Origin of the sequence: Pseudomonas frederiksbergensis (genome assembly GCF_900105495.1) — a bacterium.
Lineage (GTDB): Bacteria > Pseudomonadota > Gammaproteobacteria > Pseudomonadales > Pseudomonadaceae > Aquipseudomonas > Aquipseudomonas frederiksbergensis.
Window position 1 is genome coordinate 2,137,704 of sequence record NZ_FNTF01000002.1, and the last position, 25,957, is coordinate 2,163,660.

At 57.8% G+C, this 25,957-nt stretch carries 25 protein-coding genes; 22 read left to right on the forward strand and 3 right to left on the reverse strand.

Translation table 11 applies throughout. The features are described from left to right. Window positions 1-425: 425 nt before the first annotated feature. Window positions 426-1,205, reverse strand: a complete 780-nt coding sequence (gene yaaA, locus BLW70_RS10105; RefSeq protein WP_074873887.1) for a peroxide stress protein YaaA — start codon at window positions 1,203-1,205, stop codon at window positions 426-428. A gap of 288 nt (window positions 1,206-1,493) precedes the next feature. On the opposite strand from yaaA, the gene BLW70_RS10110 reads away from it, so the two are divergent. From BLW70_RS10110 to cyoE, 12 genes are all read left to right on the forward strand, one after another. Then, window positions 1,494-2,618, forward strand: a complete 1,125-nt coding sequence (locus tag BLW70_RS10110) for a polysaccharide deacetylase family protein (RefSeq protein WP_074873888.1) — start codon at window positions 1,494-1,496, stop codon at window positions 2,616-2,618. A gap of 336 nt (window positions 2,619-2,954) precedes the next feature. Next, window positions 2,955-4,349: a PhoH family protein gene (locus BLW70_RS10115; protein ID WP_074873889.1), complete on the forward strand. Its 1,395-nt coding sequence runs from the start codon at window positions 2,955-2,957 to the stop codon at window positions 4,347-4,349. Between the two features lie 140 nt (window positions 4,350-4,489). Continuing rightward, window positions 4,490-4,963 carry a cyclic pyranopterin monophosphate synthase MoaC gene (gene moaC / locus BLW70_RS10120; protein ID WP_074873890.1) on the forward strand — a complete coding sequence of 158 codons (474 nt, stop codon included), beginning with the start codon at window positions 4,490-4,492 and terminating at the stop codon, window positions 4,961-4,963. Further along, window positions 4,960-5,202 carry a molybdopterin converting factor subunit 1 gene (gene moaD / locus BLW70_RS10125; protein WP_074873891.1) on the forward strand — a complete coding sequence of 81 codons (243 nt, stop codon included), beginning with the start codon at window positions 4,960-4,962 and terminating at the stop codon, window positions 5,200-5,202. Before moaC ends, moaD begins: the two co-directional genes overlap by 4 nt. A gap of 3 nt (window positions 5,203-5,205) precedes the next feature. Then, a complete protein-coding gene (gene moaE / locus BLW70_RS10130) occupies window positions 5,206-5,658 on the forward strand; it encodes a molybdopterin synthase catalytic subunit MoaE (protein WP_074873892.1) in 453 nt (150 codons plus the stop codon). A gap of 300 nt (window positions 5,659-5,958) precedes the next feature. Beyond that, entirely contained in the window at window positions 5,959-6,735 is a 777-nt protein-coding gene (locus BLW70_RS10135; RefSeq protein ID WP_074873893.1) for an ABC transporter substrate-binding protein, read from the forward strand. A gap of 350 nt (window positions 6,736-7,085) precedes the next feature. After that, the gene (locus BLW70_RS10140; protein WP_074873894.1) at window positions 7,086-7,595 is read left to right on the forward strand and encodes a disulfide bond formation protein B; all 510 of its coding nucleotides are present in this window, start codon (window positions 7,086-7,088) and stop codon (window positions 7,593-7,595) included. Window positions 7,596-8,410: 815 nt separating this feature from the next. Further along, a complete protein-coding gene (gene cyoA, locus BLW70_RS10150) occupies window positions 8,411-9,355 on the forward strand; it encodes a ubiquinol oxidase subunit II (RefSeq protein ID WP_074873896.1) in 945 nt (314 codons plus the stop codon). 3 nt (window positions 9,356-9,358) lie between these two features. Next, window positions 9,359-11,389 (forward strand): cytochrome o ubiquinol oxidase subunit I, encoded by a 2,031-nt coding sequence (cyoB, locus tag BLW70_RS10155; protein WP_074873897.1) that lies wholly within the window; start codon window positions 9,359-9,361, stop codon window positions 11,387-11,389. Window positions 11,390-11,392: 3 nt separating this feature from the next. Next, the gene (locus BLW70_RS10160) at window positions 11,393-12,019 is read left to right on the forward strand and encodes a cytochrome o ubiquinol oxidase subunit III (RefSeq protein ID WP_074873898.1); all 627 of its coding nucleotides are present in this window, start codon (window positions 11,393-11,395) and stop codon (window positions 12,017-12,019) included. Then, window positions 12,020-12,355 carry a cytochrome o ubiquinol oxidase subunit IV gene (gene cyoD, locus BLW70_RS10165; protein ID WP_074873899.1) on the forward strand — a complete coding sequence of 112 codons (336 nt, stop codon included), beginning with the start codon at window positions 12,020-12,022 and terminating at the stop codon, window positions 12,353-12,355. Window positions 12,356-12,366: 11 nt separating this feature from the next. Continuing rightward, complete coding sequence (cyoE, locus tag BLW70_RS10170) at window positions 12,367-13,254, forward strand: heme o synthase (protein WP_074873900.1); 888 nt, start codon at window positions 12,367-12,369, stop codon at window positions 13,252-13,254. 102 nt (window positions 13,255-13,356) lie between these two features. Here cyoE and BLW70_RS10175 read toward each other — a convergent pair whose 3' ends face one another. Continuing rightward, window positions 13,357-14,766: an aminotransferase-like domain-containing protein gene (locus tag BLW70_RS10175; RefSeq protein WP_074873901.1), complete on the reverse strand. Its 1,410-nt coding sequence runs from the start codon at window positions 14,764-14,766 to the stop codon at window positions 13,357-13,359. A gap of 148 nt (window positions 14,767-14,914) precedes the next feature. On the opposite strand from BLW70_RS10175, the gene BLW70_RS10180 reads away from it, so the two are divergent. From BLW70_RS10180 to BLW70_RS10225, 10 genes are all read left to right on the forward strand, one after another. Then, window positions 14,915-16,015, forward strand: coding sequence for a hypothetical protein (locus BLW70_RS10180; RefSeq protein WP_074873902.1), 1,101 nt, complete (start codon window positions 14,915-14,917; stop codon window positions 16,013-16,015). 42 nt (window positions 16,016-16,057) lie between these two features. Continuing rightward, a complete protein-coding gene (locus BLW70_RS10185) occupies window positions 16,058-17,338 on the forward strand; it encodes a biotin carboxylase (RefSeq protein ID WP_074873903.1) in 1,281 nt (426 codons plus the stop codon). 50 nt (window positions 17,339-17,388) lie between these two features. Beyond that, on the forward strand, window positions 17,389-17,883 hold the full coding sequence (locus BLW70_RS10190) for a RidA family protein (RefSeq protein ID WP_074873904.1): 495 nt from the start codon (window positions 17,389-17,391) through the stop codon (window positions 17,881-17,883). Window positions 17,884-17,966: 83 nt separating this feature from the next. After that, window positions 17,967-18,434, forward strand: coding sequence for a cupin domain-containing protein (locus BLW70_RS10195; RefSeq protein WP_074873905.1), 468 nt, complete (start codon window positions 17,967-17,969; stop codon window positions 18,432-18,434). A gap of 226 nt (window positions 18,435-18,660) precedes the next feature. Beyond that, complete coding sequence (gene yfcF / locus BLW70_RS10200; protein WP_074873906.1) at window positions 18,661-19,305, forward strand: glutathione transferase; 645 nt, start codon at window positions 18,661-18,663, stop codon at window positions 19,303-19,305. 31 nt (window positions 19,306-19,336) lie between these two features. Then, window positions 19,337-20,689 (forward strand): KamA family radical SAM protein, encoded by a 1,353-nt coding sequence (locus BLW70_RS10205; protein WP_074873907.1) that lies wholly within the window; start codon window positions 19,337-19,339, stop codon window positions 20,687-20,689. 24 nt (window positions 20,690-20,713) lie between these two features. Then, window positions 20,714-21,586: a branched-chain amino acid aminotransferase gene (locus BLW70_RS10210; RefSeq protein ID WP_074873908.1), complete on the forward strand. Its 873-nt coding sequence runs from the start codon at window positions 20,714-20,716 to the stop codon at window positions 21,584-21,586. A gap of 21 nt (window positions 21,587-21,607) precedes the next feature. Continuing rightward, the gene (locus BLW70_RS10215; protein WP_074873909.1) at window positions 21,608-22,366 is read left to right on the forward strand and encodes a TauD/TfdA family dioxygenase; all 759 of its coding nucleotides are present in this window, start codon (window positions 21,608-21,610) and stop codon (window positions 22,364-22,366) included. A 67-nt stretch (window positions 22,367-22,433) separates the two neighbouring features. Continuing rightward, on the forward strand, window positions 22,434-23,393 hold the full coding sequence (locus BLW70_RS10220) for a diiron oxygenase (RefSeq protein ID WP_074873910.1): 960 nt from the start codon (window positions 22,434-22,436) through the stop codon (window positions 23,391-23,393). Between the two features lie 14 nt (window positions 23,394-23,407). Then, window positions 23,408-24,208, forward strand: a complete 801-nt coding sequence (locus BLW70_RS10225; protein ID WP_074873911.1) for an N-acyl homoserine lactonase family protein — start codon at window positions 23,408-23,410, stop codon at window positions 24,206-24,208. 164 nt (window positions 24,209-24,372) lie between these two features. Here BLW70_RS10225 and BLW70_RS10230 read toward each other — a convergent pair whose 3' ends face one another. Next, a complete protein-coding gene (locus BLW70_RS10230; protein ID WP_074873912.1) occupies window positions 24,373-25,803 on the reverse strand; it encodes an aminotransferase-like domain-containing protein in 1,431 nt (476 codons plus the stop codon). Between the last annotated feature and the right edge of the window lie 154 nt (window positions 25,804-25,957).

Genomic DNA, 25,957 nt, shown 5'->3' on the forward strand with positions numbered 1-25,957 from the left:
TAAGCAGAAGTTAATGTGACAACTTTGCTATGTGGATCTCTTCTCTGTGTAAGTTATCTCGTACAAGCTCAGAGAGAATGGTTACCGGTGGTATGAGCGACGCATCTGGACATAGTTCCTGTCCGCCCATCGCGAATTCTGAAATTTCTTGAAATATTGAAAAAGATGGCACTGCTTTCATATTGATAGCAACACCTGTTTCGCCCTTGATACATAGGGTTATTCTCGGGCTAGATAGTTATTTGCCACTACTGATAAAAAAATTTGGTGCCACTACTGAAAAAAATCAGCGAAGTCGAGTGAAACTAAAGTTAGGAAATCGAGTGATTGGTTTTTGACGTCAGCGAAGTGACGAATAGCGCGGGGAATTGTTGGTCTACAGGCGTGGCGCACGACCTTAAATGAGGCGTGCGCCAACCGACTGTTTACTCGGATGCGTGATCGCGCAGGAACACCAGATTGTCGGGTTTGGAATGCTCGGCGCTGTAGCGATAACCTTGTACATCGAACTGCTTGAGAGCTTGCGGGTCATTGATGCGCTCTTCTATGACGAAGCGACTCATCATGCCGCGGGCCTTTTTCGCATAGAAACTGATGATCTTGTACTGGCCGTTCTTCAAGTCCTTGAATTCGGTATTGATGATGCGCGCATTCAGGGCGTTGCGTTTGACCGCCGAGAAGTACTCGTTGGAGGCCAGGTTCAGCAGCACGTCATCGCCTTGATCGGCCAGTGCTTCGTTCAACCATTCGCTGATCCGTGTGCCCCAGAAGGCATACAAATCCTTGCCGCGGGCATTCGCCAGTTTGGTGCCCATTTCCAGTCGATAGGGCTGCATCAGGTCCAGTGGGCGGAGCAGGCCGTACAGGCCGGACAACATGCGCAAGTGCTGCTGGGCGTAATCGAAATCGGCCTCGCTGAAGGTTTGAGCATTCAACCCTGTGTAGACGTCGCCCTTGAAGGCGAGTAGTGCCTGTTTGGCATTTCCCGGAGTGAAGGCGGGTGTCCAGCTGCCGAAACGCGCGGCGTTGAGCCCGCCGATCTTGTCGGAGACGTGCATCAACTCGCTGATCTGCGCTGGGGCCAGCTCGCGCAATTGCAGGATCAGCTCCTGGGAATGGTCGAGGTATTGTGGCTGGGTGAAGCGCTGGGTCGCCGGCGGTGTTTCGTAATCGAGGGTCTTGGCGGGGGAAATCACCATCAGCATGAAGTCGTCTCCTTTAATCGTGGGGCGATTCTAGGGGGTTGTCCTTGTTGACTCCAGCTATGGGTGTCATAGGTGATCGGTGGTGAATCAGTTTCTTCATGGCGGGGGAGATCCCCGTGGCGAGGGGGCTTGCCCCCGTTGGGTTGCGAAGCAGCCCTAAAATCGATTCCTTCAGATAGAACTTGTGACCGCTTCGCGATCAAACGGGGGCAAGCCCCCTCGCCACAGGGGTTCGGTGTGCTGCGATCAGCTATAGTGCCGCGCGGGTTTTGTTATGGAGACATCCCATTGCGTATCGTTTTTCTATTCTCGGCCTGGCTGTTGAGCTTCGGTGCCATGGCGGCGCCGGGCGATGTGGCGACGCTTGATCGCAGCACCTGGCCTGAACAGCTCAATAGCCCGACCCTGTTCGATGTGGCATCACGGGCCGAAATCCTGATGTTTACTCGCGTTCTGTTGGCCAGCGAATCCCTGGATGAAGCGAGCCTGGCCCAGCGCCTGGGGTTGCGCACAATCAATCTGGAATCGATCAACAATCTGCGCCAGCGCATGTGGCAGCGACTGCTGACCAACTACAACTACGCCCAGCAGAGCTGCGATCAGGATGCTTCCTTCTGTTTTTTGGTCGAGGACATGGACACCCTGCGCCAGCAAGCCGCCAAGTTTCAGGTCAGCGATGAGAGCTACTACATAAAGTGGGCCGAACCAAGTCGACTGTTCCACGCCCAGTACCTGGACGAGCAATTGCGCAAGGCCGCGCTGTTTCCGCAAACCAGCAGCGAAGTCGATCGTTTTGGCGACTATGAGCGCAACGGCGATCAGATGCATGATCGGCTGTTTCTGCTGACCTTCGACAGCGGCGCCAATGCCGTGCCGGATAACACTGCCTGGGCCGCGGAATACCTGCGCAAGTCGAACATGAGTGGCACGTTCTTCGTCCTCGGCAAGGACATCCAGGCCCGTCTGGCCGATCGTTCGGTAGCCAGCCTGCAAGCGACGTACTCGAAGCAGTGCATTGGCGCGCAAGGCTGGGAATTTCGCTCCCACAGCCACTGGCAGGACTGGCAGGACTCGGTGCGACGCAGCGTCGAACTGGTCAAAAGCAAACTGCCCGAGAACTACGTGCCATTGTTTCGCCCGCCCGATGGTCAGCGTCGGTCTGACGCTGAAAGATTCTTCAAATCCCAGGGCTTGCAGGTGGCGCTGTGGGATATCGATGCCCAGGATGGTGCCGGCAAGCTGAAAGCCAATCAGAGCGGGCAACGGGTGTTGAGCCTGATGTTGTTGTGGCGCCACGGGGTGATCAACTTCAACGTGAAGCAGGATGCGCTGAAAGCGGCGATGCCCTGGCTCATCACGCAAACGGCGCAAAGTGGAATCGGCTGGGAAGACTGTCAGGACGCGTTTCGCTGAAAACGACGAAAGGCCGTAAACATTGGGGAAAGGGTGATTTTGGACGAGAATTCGGTGCAGGCGGACTTCCGACTTTAACGGGGTGATGGCCATCCGCCTAGTGCTATTGGTCACTCTGAAAAATAAACTTCAAAAAAACGTCAAAGTACTTTTTTCTGTCACAGGTTTTGGAGTATTACGAAGACAGACCGCCGAAACCTGCAGACAGGTGGCGTCTTCCAAGACCCCCATTTGTGTGCAATTCACTTGAGTCCTCGCAGGTGAATTCGGTGGCCACTTCGAGGCGCAGCACTGTCACGGTATTGCGTCGACTGGCTCCCACAAAGGTGACCGAGTATGGATGATCACGGACGTAGCTTTTCCTCCAACCAGCCAATCCTTTATGTACTCGATACCAACGTATTGATTCACGATCCAAACGCCCTTCTTAACTTCGAAGAACACCACGTCGCCATCCCGATGACCGTGCTTGAAGAGCTCGACAAGCTCAAGAGCGGGCATCACAGCGTGGCTGCGGAATGCCGTCAGGCGATTCGCCTGATCGACAAGACCCTGGGCGATGCCAGTCCTGAAGACGTCGAGCTCGGCGTCCCGATCCAGCGCGGCAAAAGCGGACCGAAGGGTTTGCTGTCAATTCTGATGAGCAAGCGAGCAGAACCGAACCTCATTCTGCCCGAGCACCTGAACGACAACATCATCATCAACCAGTTGATCGACCTGCACGCACGGGAACCGGAACTGCCTGTGGTGCTGGTCACCAAAGACATCAACATGCGCCTCAAGGCCCGGGCTTGCGGGATCGCGGCCGAGGACTACAGCACCGACCAACTGGTCGACGACGTATCGCTGCTGCCCAACGGTTATCACAACATGACCGGCTCCTTCTGGGACCGGGTGAGGAATGTCGATACCCGTCAGGACCATGGCCGCACCTGGCACCAGGTTCAGTTGATCGACAACCTGCCGGCGGTACACGTCAACGAGTTCATCATCGATGAACAGGGCTTTGTCGGCTGGATCAAGGAGATCGAGGAAGACAAGCTGCTGATTCTCGACCTGCATCAGGAACCCCTGTTGCACCAGGAAGCCTGGGGCCTGAAACCGCGTGACATCTATCAAAGCCTGGCGCTGTACGCCTTGCTCGACCCGGATATTCACCTGGTCAACCTGACCGGGGCAGCCGGTTCCGGTAAAACCATCCTCGCACTGGCGGCGGCGATCGAGCAGACCATGGTCAGCAAACGCTACCGCCGGATCATCGCGACCCGAAGCGTGCAGGGCCTGGACCAGGAGATCGGTTTCCTGCCCGGCACTGAAGCGGAAAAAATGGAGCCTTGGCTGGGCGCCATCACCGACAACCTCGAAGCCTTGCACATGGATGACGAAAACACCCATGGCAGTGTCGATTACATCCTCAGCAAAGTGCCGTTGCAGTTCAAATCCCTCAACTACATTCGAGGCCGCAGCTTCCAGCAGAGTCTGATCCTGATCGATGAATGCCAGAACCTCACGCCGCACCAGATGAAAACCATCATCACCCGTGCCGGCGCCGGTTCCAAAGTGGTGTGCCTGGGTAACCTGGCGCAGATCGACACCCCTTACCTGTCCGCGACCAGTTCCGGGCTGACGTACCTGACAGAACGCTTCAAGGATTTCCCCAACGGTGTGCACATCACCCTGCAAGGGGTGCCACGCTCGATTCTGGCCGAATACGCCGAATCGCATTTGTAAACCCTTCACAAGAACCGGGTGACCTCAAAGTCGCCCGGTTTTTTATGCTCACACAAATCCCATGTGGTGGTCTGATAATCAAGCGTGCGGAATTTTGACCCACAGGTTTACAATCGGGGCTCCTGATCAGGAGTATCCCTGTGCTGACTCATCTCGATTCCCAAGGTCGCGCCAATATGGTCGACGTCACTGAAAAAGCCATGACGTTCCGTGAAGCAACGGCCCAGGCGCTTGTGCGCATGCTGCCCGAAACCCTGCAGATGATCGTCAGCGGCGGTCACCCCAAGGGTGATGTGTTCGCCGTGGCGCGTATCGCCGGCATTCAGGCGGCGAAGAAAACCAGCGATCTGATTCCTCTGTGCCATCCGCTGCTGCTCACCGGCGTCAAGGTCGAGCTCAGTGCCGAAGGCGACGACACCGTGCGCATCGTCGCGCGCTGCAAGTTGTCCGGGCAGACCGGCGTCGAGATGGAAGCCCTTACCGCCGCCAGCGTCGCGGCGCTGACTATCTATGACATGTGCAAAGCCGTGGATCGCGGCATGACCATTGAAAGCGTGCGGCTGCTGGAGAAGCTCGGCGGCAAGAGCGGCCATTTCCAGGCGGATCAGCCATGAACGTCACCGTGAAGTTTTTTGCCCGTTACCGTGAAGCGCTCGGCGTGGACTCGGTGAAGGTTGAAGGTGATTTCGCCACGGTCGACGATGTGCGTGCGTTGCTGGCCCGGCGTGACGGTGCCGAAGTGTTGAGCGAGCAAAACCTGATGTGCGCCCGCAACGAAGACCTGTGCCAGCTCGATGAACCGGTGAGCGATGGCGATGAAGTGGCCTTTTTTCCGACCGTGACCGGAGGCTGAGCCATGGCGATTCGCGTGCAATCCACGGCGTTCGATCCGGGTGCTGAAGTCAATGCCATGCACGCCGCCAATGTGGGCGTTGGGGCTGTGGTGAGTTTCGTCGGCTATGTTCGCGACTTCAATGACGGACTCGACGTCGCCGGGATGTTCCTTGAGCACTACCCGGGCATGACCGAAAAAGCCCTCGCCAGGATTGCCACAGAAGCCGAGCAGCGTTGGCCGCTGCTCAAGCTTGAAGTGCTGCATCGCATCGGTGCCCTGGAACCGGGTGAGCCGATCGTCTTCGTCGGCGCCGCCAGCGCCCACCGCCAGGCCGCGTTCGATGCCTGCGCCTTTGTCATGGACTACCTGAAAACCCGCGCACCATTCTGGAAGAAAGAAAACACCCCTGACGGCGCGCGCTGGGTTGAAGGGCGTGACAGCGATCATGCGGCGGCGGATCGCTGGAAGCGGTAAACAGCCAGTTGGTTCTTATTGACAGGCCGTCTGCCTTCGCGAGCAAGCCCGCTCCCACACAAATGCTGTGTACGACATAGATTCCCTGTGGGAGCGAGCCTGCTCGCGAAGAGGCCACAAGCAACACCAAAACTCCCAATACTCACCGCCCGACCACCGGGCCACACATCCTCGATCGCCCCGATTGACGATTAATACATAAAAGTCCAGTATGGATTTATAAGTACAAAAAAGCGCTTCCCCCGTTTCTGCTCTTTCTTCTGTCTTGCCAAACCAACAACAACCCGCGAGAGAACGAATATGAAGAAATTCCCCCTCATCACCGGTCTGGCTCTAAGCCTGTTGGCGTGCAGTTCCCTGTTTGCCGCCGATAAAACCCTGCGCATTGGTATCGAAGCGGCTTATCCGCCGTTCGCCTCCAAAACCGAGAAAGGTGAGATTGTCGGGTTCGACTACGACATCGGCAATGCCCTGTGCGCACAGATGAAGGTCAAGTGTGTCTGGGTCGAAGGTGAGTTCGACGGTCTGATTCCTTCCCTTAAAGTGAAGAAAATCGACATGGCGCTGTCGTCCATGACCATCAACGAAGACCGCAAGAAGTCCGTGGATTTCACCCACAAGTATTACTTCACCTCATCGCGTCTGGTAATGAAGGAAGGCGCGACAGTGGATGATCAGTACGCCAGCCTCAAGGGCAAGACAGTTGGCGTGCAACGCGCAACCACCACTGACCGTTATGCCACCGAGGTTTTTGAGCCCAAAGGTATCAACGTCAAGCGTTACAGCAACAACGAAGAGATCTACATGGATCTGGCGGCCGGTCGCCTCGATGCCATTTTTGCCGACACCATCCCGCTGAATGACTTCCTGACGATGCCGCGTGGCAAGGGGTATGCCTTTGTCGGGCCGGAGCTCAAGGATCCGAAGTACGTGGGCGAGGGCGCCGGGATTGCGGTGCGCAAGGGCAACACCGAGTTGGTCTCCGAGCTGAACACGGCCATCGACGGCATTCGCGCCAGTGGCGAATACCAGAAGATTTCGGATAAGTACTTCAAGTCCGATATCTACGGCGACTGATCAATCCCATCGCCAGCAGGCTGGCTCCCACAGTTGACTGCATTCCAAAGTGAGCCAGCCTGTGGATGCAATCAAAGTGAGCCAGCCTGTGAGTGCATTCCAAAGTGGGAGCCAACCTGCGAATGCATTCCAAAATGGGCCAGCCTGTGAATGCAATCCAAAGTGGGAGCCAGCCTGCTGGCGATGCGGTCGCGGGATCATGCAAATCATCTCTGGAAATAGCCCGAATTTAATCCCTTCTTAACCGGCCCGTCGTCTATTCCCCGATACCCCGCTGCGCCTGCCGGACTCTCAAAGGTCAGGGCCAGCGTGTAGACTTGCGGGCAATCGATATTTAGAAGGGAAACGCAATGAGCGAGGAAACGATGCGGTTGGGCCGTGAACGGCGCTATCTGGTGTTGCTGGGCATCATCTGCCTGGGCCTGATTGGTGGCGCGCTGTACATGCAAATTGTGCTGGGTGAGGCGCCATGCCCGCTGTGTATCCTGCAACGTTATGCGTTGTTGCTGATTGCGCTCTTCGCGTTCATCGGCGCGGCCATGCGCACCCGCCGCAGCATCACGGTTTTTGAAACCCTGGTGGTGATCTGCGCAATTGCAGGCGTCGGGGTGGCCGGGCATCACGTCTATACCCAGTTCTATCCGGCAGTCAGCTGCGGCATCGATGTACTGCAACCGATCGTCGACGGTTTGCCACTGGCGAAGATCTTCCCGCTGGGCTTTCAGGTCGACGGCTTCTGCTCCACGCCGTACCCGCCGATCCTCGGTTTGTCGCTTGCCCAATGGGCGTTGCTGGCCTTTGTGCTGATCGTGGTGCTGGTGCCGCTGCTCACTTCGCGTAACCGCAAAGCCCTGCGCTGAGGTTATCCGCCGCACCGCTGCCGACAAAAAAAACGCCCCGGCCCTCGTTGAGGAGGCCGGGGCGTTTTGCATTTCAGGGCTCGGGTGAAATGACCTTGATGCGCGACAAGTCTGGGCGCGGCATGTGTGCGACATGTTGTCACAGCGCGAGTGTCGCAAGGCATTTCCAGGCGCCGAATTGGTACACGGTCGCGCAACAAAATTGGCCTTTTCAAACGTCGGGCAACTTCAGCCCCAAAAATCCGGAACAGGCAGTTTTAACAGGGCCTGGCGAATTGGCGAAGCCCTTGTCACATGGGGGCTTTGGCAGGGTCGAAGGTGGTCGCAGAGCCTTCGATACTGTCTGAACTGCCTGAGGTAGACCTACAATTTTTGGTGTTTTTGTTGAGAATGAATTTCGATACCATGGCGCACTTTTGCAAATACCGTTAATGATTGTTGCTGGAATGGATAAAAATTATTTCGGGATGAGACATGGTTTATAAAACGTTACATATCTACAATCGCCCGCACTGAATTCCCGGCACTGCTCATCCCTGAGCAGGAATAGGGCGTCGAGAGGCTCTTAGGCTTCATGCGACTCCCAGGTGTCGGCGCCTTCCAATTATCCGCACCAAATGGAATTGGTCTGTAACAAGGCCTTTGACCACGAATTCGAATAAGAACTCAACGCTGGCCCAGGATTTGTCGAGCAGCGTCTGACGCGCGACGGGCAGCCACTTATTCAATCCAAGAAAAATGCCAACCCTTGGCAGGGTGAAGTGTTGGCGATCAAAACCCAACTGCATTGCGCAAGCTGCTTTAGAGGTCGTGAGATGAGTAAAAACAGGTACCCCAGACTACTAGGCTTATTGCCGCTGATCGGCACGTTGTTGCTGTCAGGCTGCAACATGACCTTGCTCGATCCCAAGGGCCAGGTCGGCCTGGACGAGCGAAACCTGATCATCACCGCAACGCTGCTGATGCTGTTGGTCGTGGTTCCGGTCATCGTCATGACTTTCCTGTTCGCCTGGAAATACCGCGCGTCCAACACCGACGCCGTCTACACGCCGAAATGGTCGCACTCCACCAAGATCGAAATCGCGGTGTGGGCTGTTCCAGTGCTGATCATCATTGCCCTGGGCTACGTCACCTACAAGTCGACCCACGCGCTGGATCCTTACAAGCCGCTGGAATCCGACGTCAAGCCGATCACCATTGAAGTGGTCGCGCTGGACTGGAAGTGGATGTTCATCTACCCAGAGCAAGGCATCGCCACCGTCAACAAGATCGTGTTCCCGGCGCATACCCCGATCAACTTCAAGGTGACGTCGGACTCCGTGATGAATTCGTTCTTCATCCCGGCCCTGGGCGGCCAGATCTACGCGATGGCCGGCATGCAGACCAAGCTGCACCTGATCGCCAACCAGAACGCTGAAATGGACGGTATCTCCGCCAACTACAGCGGCGCTGGTTTCACCGGCATGAAATTCAAAGCTATCGCCACCTCTCAGGAAGATTTCGACGCCTGGGTCAGCGAAGTCAAAAAGGCACCTAAACAGCTTGAACAAGCTGAATACGCAGCCCTGTCCAAGCAAAGCCAGAACAACCCAGTCGAGCTCTACTCCTCGGTCACGCCGAACCTGTTCCAGATCATCGTCGACAAGTACGAAGGCATGAAACCGGGCAAGCCGATGCACCACGAGAAGAAAGAGCACGAAATGGCCGCCATGGAAGGGATGGACATGAGTTCGCATTCAGCTGCCGGGGCAGAGGAGTAAACGATGTTTGGTAAATTAAGTTGGGAAGCGGTCCCGTTCCACGAACCGATCGTGATGATTACCATCGCCATGATCGCGCTCGGTGGTCTGGCGCTGTTCGCTGCAATCACCTACTTCAAGAAGTGGACGTATTTGTGGACCGAGTGGCTGACCTCGGTCGACCACAAGAAAATCGGCGTGATGTACATCATCGTTGCCATGGTCATGCTGCTGCGCGGTTTTGCCGACGCCATCATGATGCGTACCCAGTTGGCCATGGCCACCGAGGGTTCGCCTGGCTACCTGCCGCCTGAACACTATGACCAGATCTTCACCGCTCACGGTGTGATCATGATCATCTTCATGGCGATGCCATTCTTCACCGGCCTGATGAACCTTGCAGTGCCGCTGCAGATCGGCGCGCGTGACGTTGCCTATCCGTTCCTGAACTCCCTGAGTTTCTGGCTGCTGGTTTCCGGCGTGGTGCTGATCAACCTGTCCCTGGGCGTCGGCGAATTCGCCAAGACCGGCTGGGTTGCCTATCCGCCGCTGTCGGGCCTGCAATACAGCCCTGGCGTGGGGATGGATTACTACATCTGGGCGCTACAGCTATCCGGGTTGGGTACGACGCTGACGGGGGTCAACTTCCTGGCCACCGTGCTGAAAATGCGTACACCGGGCATGAAGCTGATGGACATGCCGATCTTCACCTGGACCTGCACCTGGGCCAACGTCCTGATCGTGGCCTCGTTCCCGATCCTGACCGCTACCCTGGCACTGCTGACGCTTGACCGTTACATGGATTTCCACATTTTCACCAATGAACTTGGTGGCAATCCGATGATGTACGTCAACCTGTTCTGGGCCTGGGGTCACCCCGAGGTTTACATCCTGATTCTGCCGGCGTTCGGGATCTTCTCCGAAGTCATATCGACCTTCACCGGCAAGCGTCTGTTCGGCCACCACTCGATGGTCTACGCATCGGGCGCGATCTCGATCCTGGGCTTCATGGTTTGGCTGCACCACTTCTTCACCATGGGTTCGGGTGCCAGCGTCAACGCCTTCTTCGGTCTGGCGACGATGCTGATTTCGATCCCGACGGGGGTGAAGCTATTCAACTGGCTGTTCACCATTTACCAAGGGCGTCTGCGTTTCACCAGCCAGGTTCTGTGGACCCTGGGCTTCATGGTGACCTTCGCCATCGGCGGCATGACCGGCGTACTGTTGGCCATTCCGGGTGCGGACTTCGTCCTGCACAACAGCCTGTTCGTGATCGCTCACTTCCACAACGTGATCATCGGCGGCGCGGTATTCGGCTACATCGCAGGCTTCGGCTTCTACTTCCCTAAAGCGTTCGGCTTCAAGCTGCACGAAGGTTGGGGCAAGGCAGCGTTCTGGTTCTGGATCTCGGGCTTCTTCGTCGCGTTCATGCCGCTCTATGCACTGGGCTTCATGGGCATGACCCGTCGTCTGAACGCCACCACCAACCCTGAGTGGGTGCCGTACCTGTACGTCGCCATGTTCGGTGCGGTGATGATCGCGGTCGGTATCGCCTGCCAGCTGATCCAGCTGTACGTCAGCGTGCGTGATCGCAACAAGCCGGAAAACATGTGCGAACACGGTGACCCGTGGAATGCCCACACGCTGGAATGGTCGACCTCGTCGCCACCACCGTTCTACAACTTTGCCGTGCTGCCAAAAGCGGAAACCATCGACCCATTCACCGAAGCCAAGGAAAACGGCACCGCGTACAAGGCTCCGGCCAGGTACGAACCGATCCACATGCCAAACAACACCGCGACCGGTGTGGTCATGGGTGCTCTGTTGACCGTGTTCGGTTTCGCAATGATCTGGCACATCTGGTGGTTGGCCATCGTTGGCCTGGTTGGCACCGTGGTGTATTTCGTGATCCACGCTGCCCGTGATGATCAAGGCTACATGGTGCCGGTCGACGTGATCGAGCGCATCGAAGCCGAGCAGCACAAGCGTCTGGTAGCGGCCGGGAAAGTTCCAGCCACCGCCACCCGTGTTGAAACCTCGTTGGAACAGGCTTAAACCATGTCGAACTTAGTGACCACTGCTGGACACGCCCATGGCACGGACCATGGGCACGACGACCATCACCACGACTCGGGCGAGATGACCGTATTCGGTTTCTGGCTCTACCTGATGACCGACTGCATCCTGTTTGCGTCGATCTTCGCAGCGTACGCGGTACTGGTTAACAACGTAGCGGGTGGCCCGTCGGGCCACGACATCTTCGAACTGCCGTACGTACTGGGCGAAACCGCTCTGCTGCTGTTCAGTTCGATCACCTACGGCTTCGCCATGCTGGCGTTGTTCAAAGGCAAGAAGAACCAGGTCCTGGGCTGGCTGGGCATGACCTTCCTGTTCGGCGCCGGCTTCATCGGCATGGAGATCAACGAGTTTCACGTACTGATTTCCGAGGGCTTCGGTCCTAGCCGCAGCGGCTTCCTGTCCGGGTTCTTCACCTTGGTCGGCACCCACGGTCTGCACGTGACCAGCGGTCTGATCTGGATGGCGATCATGATGTACCAGGTGCAGAAGAACGGCCTGACGGCGACCAACAAGACCCGTCTGAGCTGCCTGAGTCTGTTCTGGCACTTCCTGGACGTGGTGTGGATCTGCGTATTCACCGTTGTTTATCTGATGGGGACTATGTAAATGGCTAACGCACACTCCCACGATGGCCACGACGCCGGCCACGGCAGCGTCAAGTCCTACGCGATCGGCTTCATTCTGTCGGTGATCCTGACCGTCATTCCTTTCGGCCTGGTGATGTACCCATCGCTGCCCAAAGCAATGACCCTGTGGATCGTACTGGCCTTCGCAGTCATCCAGGTGCTGGTGCACCTGGTGTACTTCCTCCACCTGGACCGTTCGGCCGCGCAGCGTAACAACGTGATTGCGTTTGTTTTCGCCGCGATCGTGATTGTCCTGCTGGTTGGCCTGTCGCTGTGGATCATGTTCAGCATCCACACCAACATGATGGCGCACTGAGGAAAGTCCGGATGTCCTTTAAGCACTTTATCCAAATCACCAAACCGGGGATCATTTTCGGTAACGTGCTTTCTGTGGCAGGCGGATTTTTCCTGGCCTCGAAAGGGCATGTCGATCTGGCCATTTTCCTGGCCGCCATGATCGGCACGTCGCTGGTGGTGGCTTCCGGTTGCGTGTTCAACAACTGCATCGACCGCGACATCGACCTTAAGATGGAACGCACCAAAAACCGGGCGCTGGTCCAGGGCTTGATCTCCCTGAAACTGGCCCTGGCTTTTGCGACCGTCCTGGGTGTTTTCGGCGTTGCACTGTTGTACACAGTGGCCAACCCGTTGGCCGCTTTGTTCGCGGTGATCGGCTTTGTCATCTACGTCGGCTTCTACAGCCTGTACCTCAAGCGCAAGTCGGTTCACGGCACGCTGGTGGGCAGTCTGTCGGGCGCCATGCCGCCGGTGATTGGCTACGTGGCTGTGACGAACAACTTCGACATGGCCGCACTGACGTTGCTGGTGATGTTCAGCCTGTGGCAGATGCCGCATTCCTACGCCATCGCGATCTTCCGCTTCAACGATTACCTGGCCGCATCGATTCCGGTGTTGCCAGTGAAGCGCGGGATTGAAGTGGCGAAGAAGCACATCCTGCTCTACATCCTGGCGTTCCTCGTGGCGACCTTGATGCTGACTTTCAGCGGCTACGCCGGCATGAGCTACCTCGCCGTCGCCGCGGCCATGGGCATGTACTGGCTGTACATGGCCTGGACCGGCTACAAGGCAGTGGATGACACGGTCTGGGCACGCAAGCTGTTCGTGTTCTCGATCTTCACCATTACCGCGTTGAGCGTGATGATGTCGCTGGACTTCAAAGTGCCGGGTGAGCTGTTGCTGACTTACGCGCCTTAAGGTTCAGACTCTGCACAAAAAGCCCCGCCTTCGAGAGAAGAGCGGGGCTTTTTTGTATGCATTGATCGCGAAGGCCGCACCGCGGTTTATCCGAGAGAAAACTCAGCTATCAAGCAACCGGAAAAACCGTTCCCGCACCTGGCTGTTATCGCTATGCGCCACGTTGAAACGCAGGAAACGGCTAGCGTCCGGCGCTTTGCTGAGCAGGGTGCCCGGTGCCAGTACAAGGTCGATTTCCAGGCCTTTCCTTGCCAGTGTTTCGGCATGCAGCCCTTCGGGCAGGCGCGTCCAGATGAACAACCCTTCATGCGGCAGCGAAGAAACGGAACAACCCGCCTCCACCAGCCAACTCGACACCCGACTGCTCGACTCGTAAAGCCGATCCACCGTGCGCCGGGTATGTTTGGCATAGCTGCCATCACTGAGCATCGTGCAGATAATCTGCTCCGCCAGTTCTGAGGTCATGCCACCAGCGGCCATCTTCAGTGTGACCAGCCGTGCGGCCAGTTGCGGTGAAAGCACTGCGTAGCTGACGCGGCTGTTAGCCGTCAGGGTCTTGGAGAAACCGGACACGTAACTGACATTGTCCAGCCCACCCGCTGCCAGGCGTGGCGTGCTTCGTTGCTGCAAGTCGCAATACAAATCGTCTTCGACGATGTGGAAACCATAACGGTGACTCAACTCCAGCAAGCGATAAACCTGGGCCGGGGAGAACGAATGCCCGGTCGGGTTGTGCAAGGTGTTGTTGGTCATGTAGAGCACGGGACGATGGGCAATCAGCAGTCGCTCGAAGGTCTCGAGGTCCATGCCGTCGCTCCCGCGGGGGATGGTGACCACCCTGACACCATGCAGGGCCAGATTGGTGTGCATGGTGAAGTAACACGGATCGTCGAGCAGCACCGTGTCGCCGGGCTTGACCAGCAGGCGCATCAGCATGTCGATGGCCTGCACGGTGTTGGCCGTGGTGATGATCTGCTCCACCGGCACTTCGATGCCCAAGGCCGACAGCTTGACCCGCAACGCCTCGCGCAACGGCAGGTAACCGCCAGCGACGCCGTATTCGCCCATGCGCAGGGAGGTGGCGCGCAACGTGCTGCGCACGGCTTTCAGCAACTCGTCAGCCGGCAGCCACGAGGACGGCAGGAAACCGGCCCCAGGGCGTAGCGCCCCGTTGTCCAGCAGCACCGCGCGGCGGACCACGCTGAGCGTGTCTTGAGGTTGCAGGTCCGGGCCGGCATCGGTCTTGATCGTGATGCTGGAACGGTGCACGTAATGCCCCGAGCCCTGGCGTGAAACCACCAAACCCTTGGCCCGCAAGCGGTCCAGAGCATCCACCACCGTGGATTTGCCCACGTTCAGCAACTCGGAGAGTTCGCGAATCGGCGGCAGCCGGGAGCCGTGAGGCAGGCCTCCGTGGCTGATTGCCTCCGATAATTGATCGACGATCTGCTGAACCAGCGGTACCCCCTGCTGGAACTCGATAGCGGCGATCACTGCGCGCTGAACCTGCATTTTACTGGTCACTCCGGCAGTAAAGTTCGTTGGATTCTATACGAACTTGCTCTGATGAAAACAAGCGTCTCTCACTACCATCACCTTACAGACTTTCTTGATTGTCGGCGCTGTGGCCTCGGCAATCGCTTGGTTCCAGAGGTGTTGCATGAGTGTAGAAACAACGGTCGCCATCGCCAAACCGGTGATTAACATTCGCCTGTTCACAATCCGGATCATCACGGCGGTGTCGCTGTTTGCCGTGTTGGGCAAGGCCAACGTCTGGCTCGACACCGCCACCAACAGCATCCTCGCCCTCGGCTATCGGGCCTTGCTGTTGCTGTTGCCGTTGACCTTGTTGGTGTTGGGCCGGCGTTCGCTGAGCGTTACGTTGCTGTGCGCCGCCCTCGGCTTGGTCTTGCTCGCGGTCACCAGCAACCAGGGCATGGTGATGTTTGCCGCTGCGTTGTTTGCCTACGGCATTGCCATCGCCGGCTACCTGATCAAGAGCGAAGCGGCCCAGACCAAAGAGGGCGCAGCCTACAACCGGGTCGCCATGAACATGGGCAGCCTGTTGGCGGGGTTGATCCTGCTGTCGCCCTTGTTGACCCCAACCATGTTTTTCCTCGGCGCTGCCGCTTTCGTGCTGCTCTGCCTGCCCATCGCCATGGGGGCGACGTTCACCACTCAAGCGGTCGTGGCCCACCCGGTGACCCACGACGGCAGCGGCTGGCGCAACAAACTGCCGTGGGTGATCGCCGGCATCATCATGGGGATCAAACTGTTTGGCGTATTCTCGATCCTGCCGCAAGCCATCCTGCTCGAAACCGGTGAATTACCTGCCTGGTACGGCCTGATGCTGATCCTCAACAGCGCGGTGGTGGTGTTCGCTCAGGTGCCGATGATGAAGCTGATCGAACGCACCGGGCGATTCAAGGTGGTCGCGGTGATCGGGATCATCGTCGGCGGTTTTGCGGTGCTTTCGTCTCCGGCCGCTTTTCACGTCGAAACCCTCGTCGGCGCGTTGATCTGGGTGGCGCTGCTGTCCCTCGCCGAATGTGCGTTCAGCTACCTCGATTACTTCTCCGTCAAACAAAACAACATGTTCGTCAAGGAAGTCTCCCTCGGTGTCGGCGCAGGCCTGACGGTGCTGATCATGCGGGTCGTGCCGCCGCCGTACAACGCACTGGTGCTGGCCGCCATTGGCGCGGGCGGGATCCTCGCCTGGTACTACCTCAACCGTAAATCCAATGCGTCGTTGCACGACTGACTCATCTCGGTTGCGTTACTCACTTCACAGGTCGGAGGCTTCATGAATACGACATCATGCGTAGTCGTGGTCGGGTACAACGGCAATCGGGTGCACGACATCCAGAAACTGCGCGAGCTCTGCAAGACGCTCTATAACGCCCGGCTTATCCTGGTGGTCGATCAGATTCAGCCCGCTGACGAGCAAGTGGCCGATCACGTCTGCAGCACTTCACTGGCGCCCGAAGAGGTAGCGGCCTCCCTCGAGCTGGTGGTGGGATGCTTGAATGCCGATCGATGGAAGCTGATCGGCGTTCTGCCATTTTCCGACCGTGGCGTGTTACTCGGTGCCGCACTGGCTACCCATTTCGGCCTGCCCGGTATCACCCCGGACGAGGCGCGGGCCGGGCTGGACAAGCAGATCTTTCGCAAGCTGGAAGCGGCTGCCAGTACTTCACCGGAGCATTACCGTCCGGTGTTTTCCGCACGCATCGCGAGCCTGGCCGAACTGCGCCAGAGGGTCATCGAGCTGGGCGGCAAAGCCTTTATCAAGCCCGCTTGTGAAGGGGCGAGCAGAGGTTGTCGGGTCATTCATCATCCATCCGAATGCGACGAGGCCTGGCACGCACTCAAGCCGTATCGCGAAGGCGGGATCGTCCTTGAAGAGCTGATCCAGAACGCTCGGGAATACAGCTGGGATTACGTGGCCGGCAGCACCTGGGTTACCGAAAAAACCACCACCGAAGGCGCCTATCGCGCGGAAATCCAGCAGGTAGTGCCCGCGCCGTTGACGGCCGACGTGCAGGCTCGATTGTCGGCAGCGGGTCGGCACATGTCGGCGTTGGTCTCGGTGGATAACGGCGCCTACCACAACGAAGTGTTCCTGCGCTCCGGCGGGCTGACCTCTGCCGTGGAAACCAACATGCGCCCCGGCGGCATGCACATCTGGGACCTGGCCCGCCTGGCGTTCGTGGATTTCGATCCGTGGGAAAAATGGGTCAGATGGGCGGTGGAAGGCAAGGCCGACCACCGGGATCCCGTCGCCCGGGGTTATTGCGGCATCCGTCTGTTCAGAGCGCCGGCTGACGGTATTTTGCGCGCCACGCCAGACATCGAATCGCTGGCCCGAAAACTGAACATTGAACTGGTGGAAGCGGTGTATGCCAAGCGCGTCGGTGATTCGGTCATGGCATTGGTGAAGGACAACACCTCATTCATCGGCCACATCGTGTTGTTCAGCAAGGACTACGGACAACTCAGCGACAACCTGTTGCGGCTGGCAGAAGCGATCGAGTCTCGCGTCGAGGTCACCTGCCTGGCCCCGGCGACGAGGGCCTTTGGCTGAGCCGTCGGGACCTGCGTTTTTTTGCATGATTGATTCAGAGGGTTTGGTAAATGATTGAGCAAAAGAGCTGTGATGAGCGTTTCATCGACCTGGCAAAAGAGCTTGGCTATGACATCTACGGCGAGAACACCGCTGGCGGGCATTACGCCCCGCTGATTCGGCATCATGACGAGCTGTACATCAGTGGCCTGGTGCCGCGCATGAACGGCAAGATCCAGAACCCCGGCAGAGTCGGCCTGGAATTGAACATGGCAGATGCGCAAACCGCAGCCAGCATCAGCGCGATGCGCGGGCTGGCGCTGATCGTTGATGCGATTGGTTCGCTGGATAAAATAAAGTCGCTGGTACGAATAACGGTCTATGTCAAATCCACGGCGGACTTTGTTGATCTCAGTGAAGTGGCCAACGGTGCGTCGGATGTATTCAGCCATGTGCTGGGGGACGCCGGTAAACATACCCGAACGACCGTGGGTGTTTATCAATTGCCGAAAAATGCCGCGATAGAAGTTGACATGATTGTGGCGCTGAAACCGTCGGCGTTATAAGTGTTGGTTGTTCGGCTTTACAGTGTTGAATGGTTGGCCTAAGGTTCGGCCAATCAAGTCGACAACATAAGTTGGAACTCGCGATGAATAATGTTCAAGGTGCGTTTTTTTCCTATAAGGACTTTCGCCAGAGTTTGCATCAGCCGTCGGTCAGTGCACAGGTGTGGAAGAGGGGCGAACTGACAGACATGCGGCAGAGTCTCGAGGCCAGCGACGTCGATATTGTTGCGCTGGCTCACGACAACAGCATCGAAGGTTGCAAGTTGACCCCAGGGATGGCGGTGTCCATGCAATGGTTGAAACCGGGTGCGGTGTTGAATGGGCATGCTCATTCGTGGTGGCACCTGTTCATCATTCAGTCCGGCCGCGGCACCTTGACCCTGGGGGATGCCGATGAAGTAAGCGTCAGCACTGGCGATGTGCTGCTGGTGCCGGCATGGACCCGACACGGCTTCGTCAACACCAGCGACGACGAGCCGCTGGCGATGCTCAATATGAGCAACATGCCGCAAATGGCGTCGCTCTCCAGCCTGGACGATCGCCAGGCCTGATCACTGTCCAACCATCACTTTCCCTTCGTTGCACACCAGGGAGTCAGCGTTCGCTGACTCCCTTTTTCTTTTCTGCGGCCCTGTCAAATCCTCCCGGCGTTCTGCGCTTTTTAACTTTCTGTATCGATAGAAACAGATAATTTCTGTATCTGTTCAGCGCTTGAGCAACTAACTACGATCACTTCCAAGGCAACGGATTAATGTGGTTAGTGCAAGGGAGCGTTCTATGGAAAGTACAAAGCTTAAACTCTATGTCGGTGCAGATTTTGTCAGTGCTTTTGCGATGTCGGCTTTTGTGGCACTCAAGGAAAAGCAACTTTCATTTGAACTTGTCACGCTGGATTTGAAAGCGCGCGAGAACTATCAAGCGAACTATCGTGATCTGTCTCTCACCGGCAAGATTCCCACGCTGATTCACCAGGGCTTCGCATTGTCGGAATCTTCGGCCATTGCCGAATACCTGGAAGAAATAGCGCCGGGGCATAACCGACTATTGCCGCTGGACATCAAGCAGCGCGCCCGAGCCCGTCAACTCCAGGCCTGGTTGCGCAGTGATTTGTTGGTCATTCGCAAAGAACGCCCGGCGGATCTTATTTATTTCGGCAAAAAAGATACCCCGCTGTCCGACGATGCCCTGGCCGCCGTCGACCGGTTATTTTTTGTCGCCGATCGGTTGCTGGAGGGCGGCGCCGAGCATCTGTTCGGTGACTGGAGCATTGCCGACACCGACTTGGCAATCATGCTCAACCGACTGGTCGCCAATGGTGATGAGGTTCCCTCCCGACTCGCCGCGTACGTCCGCCGCCAGTGGGATCGCGACAGTGTTCGGGCATGGATGGACATAGAGCGCGCAGCGCCGGCCATCCAGTAAGAACTGCCAGCCAATCACCAGGAGCGCTGTCATGCAGGGAATGTCGGAGCAGGAAAGATACAAGCCTTATAACTCACGCACCATTCGAGACACGCCGTACTGGCAGAAACTCACGCCGGCGTTGCAGGAAGCCATGACCGTCGTGGCCCGGGTCATGCCGTTTCGCACCAATGAATACGTACTGGGCACATTGATCGACTGGAGCAACATCCCGGACGATCCGATTTTCCGCATGACCTTTCCCCACAAGGACATGCTGCTGCCGGACGAATACGCCTCGCTCAAGCAACTGATCGACCTGGATGACACTGCCGCCATCAAGCGGCGGATCGAGGCGATCTGGTTGCGCATGAACCCGCATCCGGCCGGGCAACTGACGCATAACGGCGCGACTCTTGATGGCAAGGTCCTGCCGGGCATACAGCACAAGTACCGCGAAACCGTGCTGTTTTTCCCCGGTGCCGGTCAGACCTGTCACGCCTACTGCACGTTCTGTTTCCGCTGGGCGCAGTTCATCGGCGAAGAAGAACTCAAGTTCAATGCGCGCGAATCCCAGGAGTTGGTGAGTTACCTGCGGGTGCACACCGAGGTCACCGACGTGCTGATCACCGGGGGCGATCCGATGATCATGAACACCCGTTCGCTGGCCGGTTACATCGAGCCGTTGCTGGACTTGCCCCACCTGAAAAACATCCGCATCGGCACCAAATCCGTGGCGTATTGGCCGCAACGGTTTGTCAGCGACAAGGACGCGCCCGAGTTGCTGGAGCTGTTCAAGCGAATCGTCGCGGCGGGGAAAAACCTTTCGATCATGGGGCACTACAACCACCCGGTGGAGATCCGCCAGGCCATCGCCCGCCAAGCCATCGAACGTATTCGTTCCAGCGGTGCGACGTTGCGCATGCAGGCTCCAGTGATTCGGCACATCAACGAAAACCCCGCGGATTGGGCGGCGCTCTGGACCGAAGGCGTGCGGCTCGGCGCAGTGCCTTATTACATGTTTGTCGAGCGCGATACCGGCCCCAGTCATTACTTCGCGATGCCGCTGGCCCGGGCATTCGAGATCTTTCAGGCGGCGTATCGCTCGGTGTCCGGGTTGGCGCGCACGGTTCGCGGTCCGTCCATGAGCACCTTCTACGGCAAGGTATTGATCAACGGCATCGAAACCGTGGCCGGGGAGAAAGTCTTCGTGCTGCAGTTTCTCCAGGCTCGCGATCCGCGATGGGTGTTGCGCACGTTCTACGCGCGCTTCGATCCGCAAGCGACCTGGTTCGATGAGTTGCGGCCGGCGTTCGGTGAGCGCTCGTTCTTCTTTCAGTCCGAGCCTGATCGTGTGGTTGCGCCGGCGCCCGAATTAATACCGGTTCTGCTCGAAACGGCGTAGGACGATTCATCAGGAGATATGGACATGAGCAGTATTCCGTTTGATCAGCGAAAAGGTTACATCTGGCTCGACGGCGAGTTCGTCGAGTGGTCCCAGGCTCGGCTGCATGTGCTGACCCACGGTTTGCACTACGCGAGCACGGTGTATGAAGGGGAACGTGTCTACAACGGCAAGATCTTCAAACTGCGCGAACACAGCGAGCGTTTGTATCGCTCGGCCCGGTTGATGGATTTTGTCATTCCCTATGAGCTGGCCGAGCTGGAAGCGGCCAGCCATGAACTGCTGCAGCGCAACAACGTGGTCGACGGTTATCTGCGGCCAGTGGCCTGGCGCGGCAGTGAAATGATTTCCACCTCGGCCCGCTTCAACAGCGTCCATATGGCGATCGCCTGCTGGCAATGGCCGAGCTATTTCGACCCGGCCGGGCACATGGCCGGCATTCGCTTGAAGACCGCCGAGTGGCGTCGTCCGCCACCGAGCTGCAGCCCGTTTGAAGCCAAGGCATCCGGGCATTATCAGATCGCCACCCTGAGCAAGCACGATGCTGAAAACAACGGCTATCACGACGCCTTGATGCTCGACTGGCGCGGCAACGTTGCCGAAGCCACCAGCGCCAACGTGTTCTTCGTCAAGGGTCGGACGTTGCACACCCCGGTGCCGGATTGTTTCCTCAACGGCATTACCCGTCAGACCGTCATCGAACTCGCCAAGGCGCTGGATTACCAAGTGGTCGAGCGAACCATTGTTCCTACGGAGCTTGGCGACTTCGACGAGTGTTTTCTCACCGGTACCGCGGCCGAAATCACCCCCGTGCAGCTCATCGATGAACATCGCTATCGACCGGGCAACGCCTGTCGCGACTTCATTGCCGCCTACACCTCAACCGTCAACGCCTGATAAACAGCCAGGAATCTCACCATGTCAGATCAAGGGATTGTCGCGTCCAAACCTTACGTTTCACTGGGCCACCGCCACGAAGAATTGTCGGCGCGAGGCTGGACGGTGTTGACGTCGGATGAGTTCGCCGACGATGTGCTCGGCACGCTGCAAGCGTTCGGCTCGGTCATACCACAATTCAACGGGCAGACCGCATTCGCCATCACCCGCAAGCCGGGGTACGAAGACTTGCCGTATTCCCAGAGCATGAACGGCATCGGCCCACACACCGAAGCGCCAGTGTACGGTCCGCCGCCGCGCTACCTGGCGTTGCATTGTCATCAACAGGCCACGTGCGGTGGCGGACACACGGGGTTGGTGGACGGGTATGAATTGCTGGCGTTCCTTGAGCGCACCGATCCCGAGCTGCGTGAATGGATCGACGACACGCCTGTGGAGTTTGTCGCCACCGCCAAGCCCGGTGAGGCCGCGCAACGCCGGGTCAAGGAATACATCCTGACGCCTACAGAGGACGGGGACATTTTCCGCTTCAGCTACAACCAGTTTCACTACGGTGATGTGAATCCTTCCAAGGACGATCTGCTTCACTCGCAAGTCGCCAACAGCTCGTCGCCACTGGCCAGGTTTGCAGTCCTGGGCGAAGCGTATTTCGTTGAGCACAACACACCGGTGCTGATTCCCGATGGGTGCCTGCTGATTTGGGACAACTGGCGGATGATCCATGCCCGCAGCCGATACACTGACCCGGCGCGAAACCTGACCCGCTACTGGCTGGCCTGATTCATCCGTCGCCCTTAATTTCATTGGCGTACCCGTCATCGGGTACGCGTCCTACAGGTATCGCGTCATGCAAACAGCAATCGAGATCGCCAAGGTCGATCATCAACTGGTCGTGCGGCTCAATCAGGCCTGGACCAAAAGAGCCACGGTGTGCGCACCGGACAAGGCCGAGGCCAGCGAAGCGTTCGATCCCACGCGCCCGGATTACCCGGAGTGCATGGTGCCGTTTTTCCATCATCCGAAATTCCAGGCCCTGAGCGATGAACTCAAGAGCACCGTGGTGACCTGGGGCTGGATCGGCTACAACCTGCGCACGGTGACCGCCGAAGAACACGTGGTGAACCCGGCGCTGAGCGTCATCGCCAATCAATACCTGGGCAAGGACGACTGGCATTTTCGCGAGGCCATGCAACAGACGTTGATCGACGAGCACTACCACACGCTCATGCACCTGCGGGCCATCGAACGGACCAAGCTGGAGCGGGCACTCGATCAGGATCTGGAGTTGCCGCCGTCAGTCACCTATCTGCGGCTGATCGCCCTTCGCGAAGAACTGCCGGAGCAGTGGCAGCGCGACCTCGCAGCGATCACCTTTGCGGTGGTGGCCGAGATCAGCGTCAATGCTTATCTGGATCTGTTGGCCGACGACCGGAGCATTCAACCGCAAAACCGCCGCGTGGCCGAACTGCATAACCGCGATGAATATGCCCACAGCAAGATTCTCGCGGAAGTGGCGAAGGTCATGTACGCGAACATGCAGCCGACCCATCGGGCGTTTTTTACTCGCACGTTGTCGGTGGCGCTGAGTGCCTTTGTCGCCCAGGACTACTCGATGTGGGAGGCAATTCTCACGCAGCTTGGGGTCGAGGACGCCGCGGTGATCATCGCTGACACCCGGGAGAGCAACAAGAACGCCACGATCATGCGTGACTACAGCGGCCTGCATCGTCTGGCCCAGGATCTGGGCATCAGCGACGAGATTGATTTCGACTTTCGTCCGACCCTCAAAGCCACCGCAGCGGCCTGAACCCGGAGGTGAATATGTCCGTTCCTGTGTACGAAGTGTTCGCGATCCGTGTCGGCGCCAATGCCCAGCGCACCGCCCGGGAGAACTTTCTATACGACGCTTGCTGCGGTGATCCGAATGCGTCGATGCCCTTGGATTATTACTTCTGGGTCATTCGTAACGAGCAGCAAGCGATCGTGGTCGACACCTGTTTTCAACCTGCCACGGCGGATCGGCGCAACCGTCAGATGTATCGCCTGCCGGAAGAATCCCTGCGCCAACTGGATATTGATCCGGCGCAGGTCGACAACCTGATCCTCACCCATTTGCACTGGGACCATGCCGGCAACCTGGGGCTTTTCCCCAAGGCCATGGTGCATTTGCAAGAAGCGGAACTGCGCTTTTGCACCGGGCCGAAAATGGCCCATCACACGGTTAACAAAACCTACGAGGTCGACGACGTGATGTCGGCGCTTCCGCCGTTGTTTGAAGGCCGGATGCGTTTGCACACCGGCACGGTCGAGGTGATTCCCGGTGTGACGTTGCACCCGGTGGGCGGGCATACACCGGGTAGCCAAGTGGTGCGGGTGAACACTGAGCGCGGGTGGATTGTCCTGGCCTCGGATGCCGCGCACTTGTGGGCGAACATCCGTCAGCGCAGTCCGTTTCCGATTCTGGATGATCTGGCGCAGACGCTTGAAGCATTCAGCTTGATCGACAGCCTTGCCGACGGCGAAGATCACGTCATCCCCGGCCATGATCCTCTAATCGCTGAACGTTTCCCGCATTGGAATAACGATCCGCACATCATTTGCCTGCACCAAAGCCCCCTCTGAACCCAACACTAAACCGTGTAGCAGCTGCCGAGCCTGCGTTCGGCGGCGAAGCAGTCGTAAAACCATCCACTACGGTGTTTCAGGTAAACCGAAATGGCAGGATTTACGACTGCTGCGCAGCCGAACGCAGCCTCGCAGGCTCGGCAGCTGCTACAAGGATGTGTTCAGTCCTGGTTTTTGAGGAGTTGGCCGAGGGTCGCCAGCGCTTCCTCAATCCGCGGTGAATACGGCGCACCGCAACCAATGCGCACAAAGTGATTGAAACGCTGGGCATTGGAAAAGATATCCCCAGGTGCAATCTGGATGCCGGCCTTCAATGCCTCATGGAAAAACGCCATGGATGAATGCTGGCGCGGCAATTCCACCCATAACAACGTACCGCCCCGAGGGGTGGTCACGCTGGTGCCGGCGGGAAAATAGCGAAGGATCGCAGCGCTCATTTGCTGGCGTTGGTGAGTCAGGATTTTCCGCAAGCGGCGCAGGTAACGTTCGTAGGACGGTGTCTTCATGAACGCACTGACCGCCAGTTGCGACAGCGCCTCACATCCCCGGGATTGAGTGTGTTTGAGCATTTCCACGCGGTCGTGCCATTTCCCCGCGCTGATCCAGCCCAGGCGAATGCCCGGTGCCAGGGTTTTGTTCAGGGAGGCGCAATAGATCACGTTGTCGGTGCGGTCCCAGTGCTTGAGCGTGGACAGCGGCTGTTCGGTATCCACCAGATCGCCATAGGTGTCGTCTTCGATCAGCACCGTGGCATGCTCGGCGCACAGCTGCACCAGCCGCGCCTTGTTGGCGTCGGGCATGATGCTGCCCAGCGGATTTTGCAGATTGGGAATGACGATCAGCGCCTGAATCCGTTCGGGGCCTTGTAGCAATTGTTCGAGGGCGAACAGATTGATGCCGGCATGCGAAGTCGCCGGTACTTCCAGTACCCGTAGATTCAAGCTTTCAAGAATTTGCAGCAAACCATAAAAGGTCGGCGACTCCACCGCGACGGTATCGCCCGGTTGAGTGACTGCGCGCAAAGCCAGGTTGATCGCTTCGGTCGCGCCGTTGGTGATCACAATTTTTTCCGCTGGCAGGTTGGCCTTTGTGGTCAGCGCCCGTCGCGCAAGAATACTGCGCAACGTGCTATTGCCACAGGTGGAACCCGCCGCACCGAGCAAGTGCGGATCGTGACGCAGTGCCTTGATCATATGGTCTTGCAGGATCTTCAACGGATAGAGTTCCGGCGCGCAGAAGGCACTGGCGAAATTGACCTTGATCGTCGCGCGCTGACTGGCCTTGAGTACTGATGACACCTGCTCGTGAATGCCGACATAGACACCGGTGTCCAGCGGCGGCGGGGGAGCGATCGGGACGGGTTTGCGCAACGTATCGGGCTGGCGAATGTAGTTGCCGGAGCGCGGCCGGGCTTCCAGCACGCCACAGTCCTCGAGTTCCCGGCAAACCTGCACGGCGGTCGACAGGCTAACGGCATGTTTTTCCATCATCAGCCGAATGGAGGGGAATCGTTCACCGGTTTTCAAGGTGCCGCTGCGGATCGCGTCGAGGTAGTGGTTGGCCAACTGACGGTAAAGGGGAGTTGTGTTCATGATGACCTCAGCAATCGCACCACTGAAGTCTTGGGCTGGAAAGTGAGTTGACGCTCCCTGCAGGCGGACCCGTGGTGCTGAAGGGTTAAGGAAAAGTGTTTTTTTGGCGCCGAATCACCGTGGCATGAGTGCCTGTGGGCATTGATTGCCGAAC

Bases quoted from the DNA above. Each gene is read 5' to 3' on its own strand.
- BLW70_RS10205 (WP_074873907.1), top strand. From the start codon at position 19,337: ATGCAGGGAATGTCGGAGCAGGAAAGATACAAGCCTTATAACTCACGC.
- cyoD (WP_074873899.1), top strand. From the start codon at position 12,020: ATGGCTAACGCACACTCCCACGATGGCCACGACGCCGGCCACGGCAGC.
- BLW70_RS10175 (WP_074873901.1), bottom strand. From the start codon at position 14,766: ATGCAGGTTCAGCGCGCAGTGATCGCCGCTATCGAGTTCCAGCAGGGG.
- BLW70_RS10160 (WP_074873898.1), top strand. From the start codon at position 11,393: ATGTCGAACTTAGTGACCACTGCTGGACACGCCCATGGCACGGACCAT.
- BLW70_RS10190 (WP_074873904.1), top strand. From the start codon at position 17,389: ATGATTGAGCAAAAGAGCTGTGATGAGCGTTTCATCGACCTGGCAAAA.
- yaaA (WP_074873887.1), bottom strand. From the start codon at position 1,205: ATGCTGATGGTGATTTCCCCCGCCAAGACCCTCGATTACGAAACACCG.
- cyoB (WP_074873897.1), top strand. From the start codon at position 9,359: ATGTTTGGTAAATTAAGTTGGGAAGCGGTCCCGTTCCACGAACCGATC.
- BLW70_RS10140 (WP_074873894.1), top strand. From the start codon at position 7,086: ATGAGCGAGGAAACGATGCGGTTGGGCCGTGAACGGCGCTATCTGGTG.
- BLW70_RS10215 (WP_074873909.1), top strand. From the start codon at position 21,608: ATGTCAGATCAAGGGATTGTCGCGTCCAAACCTTACGTTTCACTGGGC.
- cyoE (WP_074873900.1), top strand. From the start codon at position 12,367: ATGTCCTTTAAGCACTTTATCCAAATCACCAAACCGGGGATCATTTTC.
- BLW70_RS10210 (WP_074873908.1), top strand. From the start codon at position 20,714: ATGAGCAGTATTCCGTTTGATCAGCGAAAAGGTTACATCTGGCTCGAC.
- moaE (WP_074873892.1), top strand. From the start codon at position 5,206: ATGGCGATTCGCGTGCAATCCACGGCGTTCGATCCGGGTGCTGAAGTC.
- BLW70_RS10135 (WP_074873893.1), top strand. From the start codon at position 5,959: ATGAAGAAATTCCCCCTCATCACCGGTCTGGCTCTAAGCCTGTTGGCG.
- BLW70_RS10185 (WP_074873903.1), top strand. From the start codon at position 16,058: ATGAATACGACATCATGCGTAGTCGTGGTCGGGTACAACGGCAATCGG.
- BLW70_RS10220 (WP_074873910.1), top strand. From the start codon at position 22,434: ATGCAAACAGCAATCGAGATCGCCAAGGTCGATCATCAACTGGTCGTG.
- BLW70_RS10115 (WP_074873889.1), top strand. From the start codon at position 2,955: ATGGATGATCACGGACGTAGCTTTTCCTCCAACCAGCCAATCCTTTAT.
- cyoA (WP_074873896.1), top strand. From the start codon at position 8,411: ATGAGTAAAAACAGGTACCCCAGACTACTAGGCTTATTGCCGCTGATC.
- BLW70_RS10230 (WP_074873912.1), bottom strand. From the start codon at position 25,803: ATGAACACAACTCCCCTTTACCGTCAGTTGGCCAACCACTACCTCGAC.
- moaD (WP_074873891.1), top strand. From the start codon at position 4,960: ATGAACGTCACCGTGAAGTTTTTTGCCCGTTACCGTGAAGCGCTCGGC.
- BLW70_RS10195 (WP_074873905.1), top strand. From the start codon at position 17,967: ATGAATAATGTTCAAGGTGCGTTTTTTTCCTATAAGGACTTTCGCCAG.
- BLW70_RS10225 (WP_074873911.1), top strand. From the start codon at position 23,408: ATGTCCGTTCCTGTGTACGAAGTGTTCGCGATCCGTGTCGGCGCCAAT.
- BLW70_RS10180 (WP_074873902.1), top strand. From the start codon at position 14,915: ATGAGTGTAGAAACAACGGTCGCCATCGCCAAACCGGTGATTAACATT.
- yfcF (WP_074873906.1), top strand. From the start codon at position 18,661: ATGGAAAGTACAAAGCTTAAACTCTATGTCGGTGCAGATTTTGTCAGT.